Raw genomic sequence first — 11634 nt, 5'->3', positions numbered from 1 at the left:
GCATCGTCCGGCCCTAGCCATGCCGGACAGCCGCCCCCACATGAAACCCGACATGGCGCTTCATCTGACCAAGGTCGCATTCGGGGCGGCCAGTATCGATCATCTGGCCGAACGACTGAAGATGCGGGCGCAGGAAGGGCCGGTGTTCCTGACCACGCGCTACCTGCCCAAGCGGCATGAGGAAGTGGCGGGGCAGGGGTCGCTCTTCTGGATTCTGAAGCATCAGCTGATCGCACGTTCGCCGATCCTGTCCTTCGGCGAGGCCGAGGGCGGGCGTTGCGCGATCCATATCGATCCCGAACTGGTGCTGGTGCAGGCGCTGCCCCGGCGCGCGCATCAGGGCTGGCGGTATCTGGAGGCGGCGGACGCGCCGCCCGATCTGGGCGGGGCGGCGTCGGGGATCGACACCATGCCGCCGGTGCTGATCGGCAAGCTGGTGGAGCTGGGGCTGATCTGATCCGATTCCTCCCCTGCCGATTTCCCCTCGCCCCTCGCAGAGGGGAGAGGGTTGCGCAGACTTGGTCTTTGCGAAAGCAAAGGCCTAGTCGGAGCTGGGTGAGGGGTGTTGCGCTCGCTCGTGCGAGCGCGCGAGCCGTTCGGCTCGCTCAACCCCTCACCCAAGCTTCGCTAGCCAGCAGGCTGGCAAGCTACGCTAACCCTCTCCCCTGTCCAGGGGAGAGGGAAGAAGAGGGCGTTCATTGGCCCTAGATCAGAACTTCGGGCCCGCCACGGCCGCGCGGGTCTTTTTCGGGGTGTCGGCGAACAGCTTGGCGATCGCGGTGTTGCGGGCGTCCTGCGACGCATATTCGCGGGCGGAGAGACCGGCGACGCTGTCCGCCATGTCGGGATCGGCCCCGGCGTTCAGCAATTCGCGGACCATGCCGATGTCGTGGCGCTGCACCGCGCGGATCAGCGGCGTTTCCCCGGACGCATTGCCGATATTCGGGTTGGCCTTCGCTGCCGTCAGGACGCGGATCATGTCGGGCTGGCCGCCCGCCACCGCCAGCAGCAGCGGCGTGTTGCCGCGCCCGTCGCGCAGGTTCGGATCGGCGCCCTTCTGGAGCAGGAAGCGCAGATAGGTCTCGTCGCCGCGCTTGATGACGATGTGCAGTGCGCCCTCGCCGCTGGTCACGTCGCGCGTGTTGATGATGCTGGCGCCGGGGCGGTCCAGCATGTTGGTGACGTCATTGCCCTTGGCCTCTCGCACGGCCTGAAGGAATTTGTAGCTTTCCGACTGCATCATCTGCGCCGCGGCCGGCGTGGCGAGGGCGCCGAGCAGCGCGGCGGCGAGCAGGGGGCGAAGGGACATGAAACGAGATCCTGAGCAATGGAGCATGGCTTGCGCCGAGCGATTTATCACAGCAAGGCTGTCGGCGTCATGACCCGATTGCTTCTGTCCCTTCTGACCCTGCTGGCGCTTCCTTTGGCCGGTTGCGGCCCCTCCCAGTCCGAAGCGCAGGCGCCGCTGGCGGGGGCGAAGATCGGCGGGCCGTTCCAGCTGACCGACGCGACGGGCAAGACCGTCACCGACCGTGATTTCGCCGGGCGCTACCGCGTGATGTATTTCGGCTATACCTTCTGCCCCGATGTCTGCCCCACCGATATGCAGGCGATCGCGGCGGGCCTGAAGCTGCTCGACAAGAGCGCACCCGCAAAGGCGAAGAAGATCGCGCCCCTCTTCATCACCGTCGATCCCGAGCGCGATACGCCCGCCGTGGTCGGCCGCTTCGCCGCCGCCTTCGACCCGCGCATCGTCGGGCTGACCGGCACGCCCGCGCAGATCGAGGCTGTGAAGAAGGCCTATGCCGTCTGGGCGGCCAAGGGCGATACATCGCCCGGCGGCGGCTATCTGGTGAACCATAGCCGCCAGGTCTATCTGATGGATCCGTCGAACAAGCCGCTGGCGCTGGTCCCCGCCGATGAGGGGCCGGAGGCGGTCACCAAGACGCTCGACCGGTGGGTGCGCTGATGGAGCGGTGCTGATGGAACGGTTCTGGGAAAAGCCGATCGAAAGCCTCGACCGCGCGCAGTGGGAGGCCTTGTGCGACGGCTGCGGCAAATGCTGCATCCATAAGCTGGAGGATGAGGAGACGGGCGAGCTGGTGCCGACCAATGTCGCCTGCCGCCTGCTGGACCGACGCAGCGGCCAATGCTCCAATTACCGCCATCGCCGCGCCTATGTGTCCGAATGCGTGCGGCTGACCATGGGCAATGTCCGGTCGATCGACTGGCTGCCCACCACCTGCGCCTATCGCCTGCGTGCCGCGAACGAGCCGCTGCCCGACTGGCATTATCTGATCTGCGGCGACCGCGAGGCGGTGCACCGCGCCGGACAGTCGGTGCGCGGCTGGACGATCAGCGAGGATGATGCGGGCGATTTCGAAAACCATATCGTGGACCGGGAATTGTGATCGACGAAGTCGTCCGTCATCCGACTGCCAAGACCATCCGCCTCAGCGTCGATCCCGCCACCGGCACCGCCCGGCTGGTCGTGCCCAAGCGGGCGGGGCTGAAAAAGGCGCTCGCCTGGGCCGAGGACAAGAAGGACTGGATCGCCGCGCAGCGCGCCCGCCTGCCGCATCCGCAGCCCTTCGTGCCGGGCGGGGCGATCCCGTTCGGCGACACGGTGCTGACGCTGGAATGGGAAGAGGGCCGCGCCCGCGTCATCCAGCGCGATGGCGACCGGCTGCTCGCCTCCGGCCCGGTCGAGACGCTCGGCCGCCGGGTCGAGGCCTGGCTGAAGCGGCAGGCGCTGGAGACGTTGGCGCGCGAGACGGCGGAGGTCGCGCGTCTGGCGGGCGTCACCGTGTCCAAGGTCAGCGTCGCCGATCCCAAGGCGCGCTGGGGCAGCTGCGCCTCGACCGGTGCGATCCGCTATAGCTGGCGATTGATCCTGGCGCCCGGCTATGTCCGCCGCGCGACGGTGGCGCATGAGGTCGCGCACCGTGTCCATATGAACCATGCCCCCGCCTTCCACGCGCTCGTCGCCGAGCTGCTGGGCGAGGACCCGGCGCCTGCCACCGCCTGGTTGCGGCAGCATGGCGCGGGGCTTCACTGGTTCGGTCGGTCGTCCTGACGCTCGCGGATTGAGCCGCGCGGGCCGTTGGCGGGGGTGCGCGGATCGCGTGCCGCCGCTCCGCCCGCGCCGCGACCCGTCACCCGGTCGATCCAGGCCTGGTCCAGCCGCTGCGGCTGGGCCGGAGCCTGGGGCGGCTGCGGCTGCTGCGGGTCCGGCGCACCCGGCTGCGGTTGCTGGATCGGAACCGGAGCGCCCGGTTCGCGGTGGGTCGGGATCTCGACCGCCTCGCTGCCATCCTCCGCCGCGCCTGCGCTGGGCAGGGGCAGCGGATTGCCATCGGCGTCGACCGCCGAGACGCCATTGTCGGGCTGGCCGAAATAGCTCTCCTCGTCCGGCTCCAGCTGCCATTCGGGCAGCGTGACCTGGGTGTCGAACTGCTCGATCGGGCGGTTGGCGACCGCGACGCGCATATAATCGGCAAAGGCCTTGGCGGGCGCGGTGCCGCCGTGCAGCCCGGCGACCGGCTTGCCATTGTCGCGACCCATCCACACGCCGGTGGTGATCCCGCTGGAGAAGCCCAGGAACCAGCCGTCCTTCGAGCTGGTGGTCGTGCCCGTCTTGCCCGCGACCGGCCGCCCGATCTGGGCGGCGCGGCCGGTGCCGGTGTTGACCGCAGTCTGGAGCAGGTCGGTCATCTCGGCGGCGACATAGGGCGCGACCAGCACATGGCTGCGATCCACCTCATGCGTGTAGATCGTCTGGCCGTTCGCCACGACCTTGGTGATGCCATAGGGCGTCACCTTCACCCCCTTGTTGGCGATGCTGGCAAAGGCGCTGGTCATGTCGATCACCCGCACTTCCGACGTGCCGAGCACCATCGAGGGGTGGGTGTTGACCGGCGTGGTGATGCCGAAGCGGCGCGCCATGTCGGCGACCGTCTGGAACCCCACCTCCTGGCCCAGCTTCGCCGCCACGGTGTTCAGCGAATAGGCAAAGGCGGTGCGAAGCGAGACGCTGCCCGAATTGCGGCGCGAATCGTTGCGGGGGGACCAGCCGTCGATGGTGACGGGCTCGTCGACCACCTTGTCCTCGGGCTTGTGACCCGCCTCCAATGCGGCGAGATAGACGAACAGCTTGAACGCCGAACCCGGCTGGCGGACCGCCGTCGTCGCACGGTTATAGTTGGTGGACACGTAATCGAGCCCGCCGACCATCGCGCGCACGCCGCCGTCGCGGTCCAGGCTGACCAGCGCGCCCTGCGTTCCGGGCGGGGCATCCTGGCGAACCGCGGCGTCGGCGGCGCGCTGCATGTTGAGGTCGAGCGTCGTCCACACGTCGAGCGGCGCGCTCTGCTCGTCGATCAGCGTGTCGAGCTGGGGCAGCGCCCAGTCGGTGAAGTAGCGGACCGAATTCTGCCTCGGCTCGGGCGCCAGCTTCAGCGCCTGCGGATCGGCATTGGCGGCCTGGTCGGGCGTGATGAAGCCGTTGCGCTCCATCTGCTGGATGACCACGCCCGCACGACCCACGGCGGCCTCGGCATCGGCGGTCGGTGAATAGTTGGACGGCGCCTTGACCAGACCCGCGATCACCGCGGCCTCGGACAGGCTCAGGCGCTCGGCACCGTGGCCGAAGAATTTGCGGGCGGCCGCATCGATGCCGTACGCCCCGCCGCCATAATAGACCTTGTTCAGGTAGAGTTCGAGGATCTGGTTCTTGGAGAATTTCAGCTCCATCGCCAGCGCCAGGATGGCCTCGCGGAACTTGCGGCCGAACTTCTTTTGGTTGTTCAGGAAGATGGTGCGCGTGATCTGCTGGGTGATGGTCGAGCCGCCCTGTTTCCAGCGACCCTTTTCCAGCCGGACCTCGACCGAGCGGGCGATGCCGATCGGGTCGACGCCGGGATGCTGGCGGAATCGGCGATCCTCGACCGCGATGGTCGCGTCGCGCATGACGATCGGAATCTGGTCATAGGACAGCCACTCGCCATAGCTCGGCCCGAGCGAGACGATCACCGTGCCGTCGGCGGCATGGACACGGATCATCTGGCCGTTGGGCGAGGATTTCAGCTCCTCGAAGCTCGGTAGCTGCGACTTGGCGACGAAGACCGCGATGACCAGCGCACCGACCGCCAGGACGGCGAGCCCGATCAGGACCTGCAGGGTTACGACGATCCGGCGCCGCCAGGGAGAGCGGGGCTTGGAGGAGCGGGGCCGGGTGGACCGGGAAGACGACGCGCGAGGCATGGGACGGCTTGCGAATTACAGGGCTTTGGACATGACCACAAGCGGCCGATGCCGCATCGCGTCTTGCGCTCGCCTGAACCGGCGGAATGTCGAAGATCTTCCTGCAAAGATATCGGGTCAAACGTGTTAGTCTTTTATACGGGATCGGCTAATAGAGAAGAAGCAAGCCGAATTCGGGGTGAGATCGGTGGAAAGGGCAGGGATGGAACAGGTCGAACAGCAGCAGGGCGCGTCGGCGGAACGCCGTACGGGCAAGCGGCATTCGGCCGTCCTTCTTCTGGGCAAGGTCTGCGGCGATGTGCCAGGTGTCTGCCTGGTCCACAATATCTCCGCCTCCGGCCTGATGGCGCGATTCGTCGATGTGCCCAATGTGGGTGATTCGATCACGATCGAGGTGCGCGGCCTGTCGCCCGTGTCCGGGACCGTGCGTTGGGTGAACGGGCGCAAGGCGGGCATTCAGTTCGATTCGCCGCAACCCTATGAGCAGATCTTCTCGCACGAGAATGAGGACGACACGGTTCCGCGTCCGCCGCGCTTCCCCGTCGCGTTGACCGCCGATGTCCGGCTGGGCACCCACAAGTTCACGACCGCGATGCTCGACATTTCGGCGGGCGGCGCGAAGCTGCAGGTCGAAGGGCCGGTGCAGACGGGGCTGGCGGGGCATATCGTCGTGAAGCCGCTGGGCACCGTGATTTCCGGCACCGTCTGCTGGGTGCAGGATGGCCGTTTCGGCTTCCGATTCGTCTCGCCGCTGTCGATGGATACGCTCGCGGCGATCGTCGGGCTGCGATAAGCGCAAGCAGACGGCAAAACAGACCGGGCGACGGTGTCGCTCGGGGCTAATTTTAGAAGATTTTCGGAAAATCTGGTGCGGTCGAGAAGACTCGAACTTCCACGGCCTTTCGGCCACAACGACCTCAACGTTGCGCGTCTACCAATTCCGCCACGACCGCACTCGATAGTCACCACCGGCAAGCCGGAGGGCTGGTAGGCCGGTGCCCCTAGCAAAGCGATACGGACAGCGCAATGCCTTTCATCGGGGTTTCTTCGGTCACGCATGTTTGTCGGCCCGCGCCGATGCTTCTTTCTGTCGCTTTCAGGCTTTAGGGACCGGGTATGACGCTTTCCCTTCGTCCCGATCGAGCCGAGGCGCGCCGTCTTCTGGGCCTTGCCTGGCCGGTGATGTTGACCAGCCTCAACTGGACGATCCTGCACGTCACCGATGTGATCGTGGTCGGACGGGTGGGCGAGCATGAGGTTGCCGCGCTCTCGGCCAGCCGGTCGCTGACCTATGTCGCGATCGTCACCGGGCTGGCCTGGCTGTCGGGGGTGCTGGTCCGCGCATCGCGGGCCGACGGAGCGGGCGACCTGCCCGAAACGGGCCAGGCGCTGCGCGACGGCCTGGTGCTGGGGCTGATCCTGGGCGTGGCGGCGATGCTGATCCTGGGGCTGGGCGGGGCGCGGCTGCTGGCGGGGATCGGGGTTGCACCCGCGCTGATCGAGCCGGGCGCGCGCGTCGTGGCCGTCATGGCGCTGGGCTATCCGTTCCAGATGGTCATGATCGCCGCCAGCTTCTTTCTGGAGGGGATCAGTCGCCCGCGCCGGGTGACGATGGTCAATCTGTCGATCCTGCCGATCAATGCCGTTCTCGCCTGGGCGCTGGCGGGCGGCGAATGGGGACTGCCTGCGCTGGGGGCGGTCGGCGCGGCGCTGGCGACGGTCATCGCCTCGGCCCTGGGGGCGGTGGCGATGGTGGCCAGCGCGATGCGGCTGCCGCGCGGCGAGCAGCGCGGCGTGCGGCGTTTGGACCGGGCCGCCTGGGCGCCGACGCTGGCGGGGGCGGCCGGGCTGGCGCGATTCGGACTGGTGCCCGCCATCGCCTCGGGATTGGAGCTGGCCGGGTTCGCGATCCTGATCGCGCTGTCGACCCGGCTGGGCGATGCGACCGCGCATGGTTTCCAGATCGTCTTCTCGGTCCACAACGTCACCTTCGCGCTGGCGATCGGCCTGGGATCGGCGGCCGGGGTGCGCGCGGGCAATGCGGTGGGCGAGGGCGCGGCCCCGGCGGCGGTGTCGCGCACCCTGCTGGCGGTCGGGATCGCCGCGCTGGCCATGGGCGCGTGCAGCCTGATCTTATGGACGATGCCCGCCTCGGTCGTCGGCGCCTTCCCCGCCCTGCCCGAGGCGCATGCGGCGGCGATGGTGATGCTGATGATCTGGGCGCCCTTCATTCTGTTCGACGGGGTGCAGGTCGTGCTGGTCTATGCGCTGCGCTCGCTGGGCGATCAGGTGGCGGCGGGGATCAACAGCATCATCGCCTATTTCATCGTCACCGGCGGCGTGGGCTGGTGGCTGGTTGCGAGCGGCTGGGGTGCGCCCGCGCTCGCCTGGGCATCGGGGATAGGGATGCTGGTGGCGGCAGCCCTGCACGGGACGCGGTTCTGGGTCATTGCGCGGCGGTTGCGGGGGTAGCCCACGCTCGAACGCCTCAATTCGCCCCGCTACCCTCACCTGCAAAGCTCAGGTCCAGCCGCTTGGAACTCGGCGGCACATCGAGCTTGGCCGAGTTGAAGTCCATCGACGCGCCCGGCCCCAGGGTCCGCTGCTGCGGGGCGATCGCCCAGGAGAAGACGACGCGGCCCTGCGCATCCTTCAGCTCGGCGCGCAGGTCGGGCACGCGCTGCGCGGTCGAGGACGGGTTGATGATCTGTCCCGAAATGGCAAATAGTTCCGAACCATTCTCCAGCTCGCGCCGCTCGATCGGGTTGGACCGCAGCTCCAGCGCCGATTCGGTGCTGCCGACGCCGAACCAGCCGCCGATGCCCGGCATCCCGGTCCACAGGATCGCGGCCGTCGCGACCAGCATCAGCAACCCGGCCAGCACCGCACCGATGGTCCAGCGCCGCACCGGATTGCGCCGTGCGCGGAAGGGCGGGCGATGGGCAAAGGCGTCGAAGCCCGAATCCTCCTGGGTCAGGATCGGCGGCGCGGGCGGGGGAGCCATGACCGGCGGCGGGGGCGGCGGCGGCTCGGCAAAGGCCTCACGCGGCTCCACGTCCTCGACGGGCGTCGCGGCCGGGGGCGCGATCGGGGGTAGCGGCCGCTCTGCCTCGGCCTCCGGCTCGGGCGGCGACTGGAACCAACTGTGCCGGCAATTGGCGCAGCGCACGGTTCGCCCCTCCAGCCCGATCGCACTGTCGGGCACCAGATAGCGGGTGCGGCACTCAGGGCATTCGAGGATCATGCGATGGGGCACTTCAGGACAGGACGGATCGACGGACGGTCAGGGCCATCCCTCATCAGTCAGGCCCCCTTCGATAATCCAGTAAGCACGCCGCCCCTAGGCGTGGCAAGCATTGAAGCGCGGAACTTGAAGCGCGCGCCCGCCCATGCCAAGGCCATGAAGGCATGGCGAACATCGTCCAGTTCGAGAATGTCGGCCTGCGCTACGGCGTCGGGGAAGAGACCCTGTGCGACGTCAGCTTCACGCTGCGTTCGGGCCAATTCCATTTCCTGACCGGGGCCAGCGGGGCGGGCAAGACCTCGCTGCTGCGGCTGCTCTATCTGTCGCAGCGGCCCAGCCGGGGCATCATCCGGCTGTTCGGCGAGGATGCGGTGATCCTGCCGCGCGACCGCCTGCCCGGATTCCGGCGGCGCATCGGGGTGGTGTTCCAGGATTTCCGGCTGATCCCGCATCTGTCGGCGGCGGACAATATCGCGCTTCCCTTACGCGTCGCGGGCATGGCCGAATCGGAGGTCTCGCGCGCGGTGCGCGAGATGCTGAACTGGATCGGCCTGTCCGAACGCGCGGCCGCGCGCCCCGCCACTCTGTCGGGCGGTGAGCAGCAGCGGGTGGCGATCGCGCGCGCGGTGATCGCGCGGCCCGAACTGCTGGTCGCCGACGAGCCGACGGGCAATGTCGATCCCGCCATGGCCGAGCGGCTCCTGCATTTGTTCAACTCGCTCCACCGGCTGGGCACCACCGTCGTCATGGCCACGCATGACTGGCACCTGATCGAGCGGGTGCCGGGGGCGCATCATCTGCATCTGGAGCGCGGGCGGCTGGTCGATCCCGATCCTCATTCGCCTGTCGCCTCGCCCGCCCCAGCGTCAACACCCCCGATACCGGCACGTCCCGACGCCAAGCCCTCCACCATCGTGCGGAGCGGGTTGTGAAGCGCGGGGGCAAGACCCGCGCGACGGGGGCCGAGGCGCGCGCGCTGGACGATGGCGGCGGCGCGCATGTCATGAGCTGGGTGATCGCGATCATGCTGTTCCTGACGCTGCTGGCCGGGGCGGCGGGGCTGGCGACCGCACGCGCGGCGGGCGCGCTCGACCGGCAGATGGCCGGGCGGCTGACCGTCCAGATCGTCGAGGGCGAGGCGCAGCGCCGTGACGCCGCCGCCGCGCAGGTGCTGGGGGTGCTGCGCGCCCAGCCGGACGTCGCGCTGGCGACGCCGGTGGCGCAGGCCGATCTCGCGCGGATGCTGCAACCCTGGCTGGGCACCGATGCGGAGGCGGCGGGGCTGCCGGTCCCGGCGCTGATCGATGTCGACCTGACCAGCGACGGCAGCGCCGCCATCGCCCGCGTCCGCAAGGCGGTGATGCGGGCCAGTCCGGCGGCGCGGGTCGATGCCCATGCCACCTGGCTGGGGCCGGTCGGGCGGCTGCTCGACACCGCGGCGTGGCTGGCGGGGGCGATCATCCTGCTGATGCTGGTCGCGACGATGGCGGTCGTCATGCTGGCGGCGCGCGCCGGGCTGGAGGCGCATCGCGGCACGATCGAGGTCATTCATATGCTCGGCGCCACGGACCGGCAGGTCGCGCGGCTGTTCCAGCGGCGGATCGCGCTCGACGCGGGGATCGGGGCGGTGGCGGGCGGAGTCCTGGCCGGGGCTGCGATCCTGCTGATCGCGGGACAGGTGGGCGCGCTCGATTCGGAATTGCTGGGCGGCATGCGGCTGGGGCTGGGGGATATGGCGATGCTGATCGCCTTGCCCTTCGCTTTCGTCGTGCTGGCGGTGGGCGCGGCGCGATTTGCGGTGCTGCGCCAGATGCGGCGGATGCTCTGATGCTGCGGCTGATCGGTCTGGCGGCGCTCGCCTGGTGCCTGGGGTTCGCGGCCTTCATGCTGACCCTGCCGCATCCGCTGGAGCACAACACCACCGATGCTATCGTGGTGCCGACCGGCGGGCCGGGGCGGATCGACCGGGGCATCGCCCTTCTGAAGGCGCGTCAGGCGAAGCGGATGCTGGTCACGGGCGTCGCACCCGGCGTGCGGCCGATCGATCTGGCGCGCACCTATCGCACATCCCCTTCGCTGTTTTCCTGCTGCATCGATCTGGGCGGCGAGGCGGTCGACACCCGCTCCAATGCCGAGGAAACGGCGAACTGGGTGCGCCAGCATGGCTATCGCACGGTGCGGCTCGTCACCTCCGACTGGCATCTGCCGCGCGCGAGGATGGAGCTGACCGCCGCGCTCGGCAAACAGGTGCTGGTGCTGGGCGACGGCGTGCCGTCCGAACCGCGCATCGGCACCCTGGTCAATGAATATAACAAGCTGATCCTGCGCAGGGTCGCGCTTTGGACGGGGATTGGCGCGTGATTCTTCTTCGCAACATCGTATTCGTCGCGATCTTCTATCCGATATCGGCGATGATGGCGCTGCTGTCGCCGCTGGTGGCGGTGGGGGGGCGTCATGCGGTGGTCCATTGGGCGACGGGCTGGACGACATTTCACCGGCTCTGCACCCGCTGGATCCTGGGTATCCGCGTGAAGGTGGAGGGCACGCGGCCGACCACCCCGGCGCTCTACCCCGCCAAGCATCAGGCGATGTTCGAGACGATGGAGTTGCAACGCCTGCTGAACGGCCCGGCCATGGTGTTGAAGCGTGAGCTGGCCAATATCCCGGTCTGGGGATGGACGGTGCGCAAATATGGCGCGATCGTGGTCGACCGCTCGGCCTCGGCCAAGGCGATGCGCGGCATGATGCGCGATGCGAAGGTGGCGGTCGACCAGGGGCGGGCGATCATGATCTTCCCCGAAGGCACACGGGTAAAGCCCGGCGAGACGCCGCCGCTGAAGCCCGGTTTTGCCGGGCTCTACCGGATGCTGGGCTTGCCGGTGGTGCCGGTGGCGACCGATTCGGGGATCGTGTGGCCGCGAAAGGGCCTGAAGCGTCCTGGGGTGGTGACGCTACGCTTCGGCGAGGTGATCCCGCCCGGCCTGCCGCGTGAGGAAGCCGAGGCAAGGGTTCATGCGGCGATGAATGCGCTGGAGAAATTTCCTACCCTGTAAGGGGGGGCAGTCCGCAGGACTGACGGAGGGGTGTCACGGCTTGTGGCCATGCCCCTCCACCACCCGGCTGCGCCG

13 protein-coding genes and 1 tRNA gene are annotated in these 11634 nt (G+C 68.5%); 10 read left to right on the top strand and 4 right to left on the bottom strand.

The window, feature by feature from the left end; all coding sequences use genetic code 11:
* Positions 1-52: 52 nt before the first annotated feature.
* Positions 53-457, top strand: a complete 405-nt coding sequence (locus ACWKSV_RS13000; RefSeq protein WP_076717758.1) for a DUF1489 family protein — start codon at positions 53-55, stop codon at positions 455-457.
* A 252-nt stretch (positions 458-709) separates the two neighbouring features.
* On the opposite strand, the gene ACWKSV_RS12995 is transcribed toward ACWKSV_RS13000, so the two are convergent.
* Positions 710-1309: an ankyrin repeat domain-containing protein gene (locus tag ACWKSV_RS12995; RefSeq protein ID WP_056436281.1), complete on the bottom strand. Its 600-nt coding sequence runs from the start codon at positions 1307-1309 to the stop codon at positions 710-712.
* Between the two features lie 69 nt (positions 1310-1378).
* On the opposite strand from ACWKSV_RS12995, the gene ACWKSV_RS12990 reads away from it, so the two are divergent.
* From ACWKSV_RS12990 to ACWKSV_RS12980, 3 genes are read left to right on the top strand one after another with little or no spacing between them, the layout of a single operon-like run.
* A complete protein-coding gene (locus tag ACWKSV_RS12990) occupies positions 1379-1969 on the top strand; it encodes an SCO family protein (protein WP_076717756.1) in 591 nt (196 codons plus the stop codon).
* A 13-nt stretch (positions 1970-1982) separates the two neighbouring features.
* Positions 1983-2411 (top strand): YcgN family cysteine cluster protein, encoded by a 429-nt coding sequence (locus ACWKSV_RS12985; RefSeq protein WP_056436278.1) that lies wholly within the window; start codon positions 1983-1985, stop codon positions 2409-2411.
* The gene (locus tag ACWKSV_RS12980) at positions 2408-3076 is read left to right on the top strand and encodes a M48 family metallopeptidase (protein WP_058745953.1); all 669 of its coding nucleotides are present in this window, start codon (positions 2408-2410) and stop codon (positions 3074-3076) included. Before ACWKSV_RS12985 ends, ACWKSV_RS12980 begins: the two co-directional genes overlap by 4 nt.
* Here ACWKSV_RS12980 and ACWKSV_RS12975 read toward each other — a convergent pair.
* Positions 3052-5262 carry a transglycosylase domain-containing protein gene (locus ACWKSV_RS12975; RefSeq protein WP_076714238.1) on the bottom strand — a complete coding sequence of 737 codons (2211 nt, stop codon included), beginning with the start codon at positions 5260-5262 and terminating at the stop codon, positions 3052-3054. The genes ACWKSV_RS12980 and ACWKSV_RS12975 overlap by 25 nt on opposite strands.
* Before the next feature lie 202 nt (positions 5263-5464).
* On the opposite strand from ACWKSV_RS12975, the gene ACWKSV_RS12970 reads away from it, so the two are divergent.
* Positions 5465-6055 carry a PilZ domain-containing protein gene (locus tag ACWKSV_RS12970; RefSeq protein WP_076714236.1) on the top strand — a complete coding sequence of 197 codons (591 nt, stop codon included), beginning with the start codon at positions 5465-5467 and terminating at the stop codon, positions 6053-6055.
* A gap of 73 nt (positions 6056-6128) precedes the next feature.
* On the opposite strand, the gene ACWKSV_RS12965 is transcribed toward ACWKSV_RS12970, so the two are convergent.
* Positions 6129-6215 (bottom strand) — tRNA-Leu (locus ACWKSV_RS12965).
* A 163-nt stretch (positions 6216-6378) separates the two neighbouring features.
* Between ACWKSV_RS12965 and ACWKSV_RS12960 the strand changes: the two genes are divergently transcribed.
* Positions 6379-7734 carry an MATE family efflux transporter gene (locus tag ACWKSV_RS12960; RefSeq protein WP_076714235.1) on the top strand — a complete coding sequence of 452 codons (1356 nt, stop codon included), beginning with the start codon at positions 6379-6381 and terminating at the stop codon, positions 7732-7734.
* 16 nt (positions 7735-7750) lie between these two features.
* Here ACWKSV_RS12960 and ACWKSV_RS12955 read toward each other — a convergent pair whose 3' ends face one another.
* Entirely contained in the window at positions 7751-8506 is a 756-nt protein-coding gene (locus ACWKSV_RS12955) for a zinc-ribbon domain-containing protein (protein ID WP_184106280.1), read from the bottom strand.
* Between the two features lie 164 nt (positions 8507-8670).
* Here ACWKSV_RS12955 and ftsE point away from each other — a divergent pair, with 164 nt between their 5' ends.
* The 4 genes from ftsE to ACWKSV_RS12935 are packed head-to-tail and all read left to right on the top strand — an operon-like array spanning position 8671 to position 11559.
* Positions 8671-9438 (top strand): cell division ATP-binding protein FtsE, encoded by a 768-nt coding sequence (gene ftsE / locus ACWKSV_RS12950; RefSeq protein ID WP_237243475.1) that lies wholly within the window; start codon positions 8671-8673, stop codon positions 9436-9438.
* Positions 9435-10334, top strand: a complete 900-nt coding sequence (locus ACWKSV_RS12945) for a cell division protein FtsX (protein ID WP_076714233.1) — start codon at positions 9435-9437, stop codon at positions 10332-10334. The genes ftsE and ACWKSV_RS12945 overlap by 4 nt, the downstream gene beginning before the upstream one ends.
* Complete coding sequence (locus tag ACWKSV_RS12940) at positions 10331-10867, top strand: YdcF family protein (RefSeq protein WP_076717752.1); 537 nt, start codon at positions 10331-10333, stop codon at positions 10865-10867. Before ACWKSV_RS12945 ends, ACWKSV_RS12940 begins: the two co-directional genes overlap by 4 nt.
* On the top strand, positions 10864-11559 hold the full coding sequence (locus ACWKSV_RS12935) for a lysophospholipid acyltransferase family protein (RefSeq protein WP_156884153.1): 696 nt from the start codon (positions 10864-10866) through the stop codon (positions 11557-11559). Before ACWKSV_RS12940 ends, ACWKSV_RS12935 begins: the two co-directional genes overlap by 4 nt.
* Positions 11560-11634 lie beyond the last annotated feature (75 nt).

Source organism: Sphingomonas sp. SphC10 (assembly GCF_057004845.1).
The sequence above is the reverse complement of the archived record's forward strand: the minus strand, read 5'-3'. Positions and strand labels throughout refer to the sequence as shown.

Excerpts from the sequence above, each read along its gene's own strand:
- ACWKSV_RS12995 (WP_056436281.1), bottom strand. The coding sequence starts at position 1,309 with ATGTCCCTTCGCCCCCTGCTCGCCGCCGCGCTGCTCGGCGCCCTCGCC.
- ACWKSV_RS12990 (WP_076717756.1), top strand. The coding sequence starts at position 1,379 with ATGACCCGATTGCTTCTGTCCCTTCTGACCCTGCTGGCGCTTCCTTTG.
- ftsE (WP_237243475.1), top strand. The coding sequence starts at position 8,671 with ATGGCGAACATCGTCCAGTTCGAGAATGTCGGCCTGCGCTACGGCGTC.
- ACWKSV_RS12955 (WP_184106280.1), bottom strand. The coding sequence starts at position 8,506 with ATGATCCTCGAATGCCCTGAGTGCCGCACCCGCTATCTGGTGCCCGAC.
- ACWKSV_RS12975 (WP_076714238.1), bottom strand. The coding sequence starts at position 5,262 with ATGCCTCGCGCGTCGTCTTCCCGGTCCACCCGGCCCCGCTCCTCCAAG.
- ACWKSV_RS12960 (WP_076714235.1), top strand. The coding sequence starts at position 6,379 with ATGACGCTTTCCCTTCGTCCCGATCGAGCCGAGGCGCGCCGTCTTCTG.
- ACWKSV_RS13000 (WP_076717758.1), top strand. The coding sequence starts at position 53 with ATGGCGCTTCATCTGACCAAGGTCGCATTCGGGGCGGCCAGTATCGAT.
- ACWKSV_RS12985 (WP_056436278.1), top strand. The coding sequence starts at position 1,983 with ATGGAACGGTTCTGGGAAAAGCCGATCGAAAGCCTCGACCGCGCGCAG.
- ACWKSV_RS12970 (WP_076714236.1), top strand. The coding sequence starts at position 5,465 with ATGGAACAGGTCGAACAGCAGCAGGGCGCGTCGGCGGAACGCCGTACG.